Annotated in this window: 1 protein-coding gene; it reads right to left on the bottom strand. The window is 43.1% G+C overall.

Features of this window, described 5'->3' with window-relative positions:
- A partial coding sequence (locus tag R2R70_RS22315) for a hypothetical protein (protein WP_410979245.1) occupies nucleotides 1-246 on the bottom strand: 246 nt, incomplete at both ends.

Genomic DNA, 246 nt, shown 5'->3' with positions numbered 1-246 from the left:
CTTTGCGCTCGCTAACTCTTTGAATGTAGGCATTTCTTTAGCAACATCAGCTTCAGTCCATTTGAAACCACGTGGATGCATAATAAACTTCTTACGATTGATCAGAATGTCCTCACCTTTTAGTGAGTTTCGATCTGTTTCCGTTGGTGTTTTAGGCATTCCCGGAGCATAACCAACAGCACCGCCAGCAAATAGGTAAGTTGTGTACTTTTTCCCGTCACCGCTCGAAATGTCTAAGACTAGATC

Origin of the sequence: Cobetia sp. SIMBA_158 (assembly GCF_046566945.1) — a bacterium.
Taxonomy (GTDB): Bacteria; Pseudomonadota; Gammaproteobacteria; order Pseudomonadales; family Halomonadaceae; genus Cobetia; species Cobetia amphilecti.
This window is presented reverse-complemented; position numbering and strand designations above follow the sequence as displayed.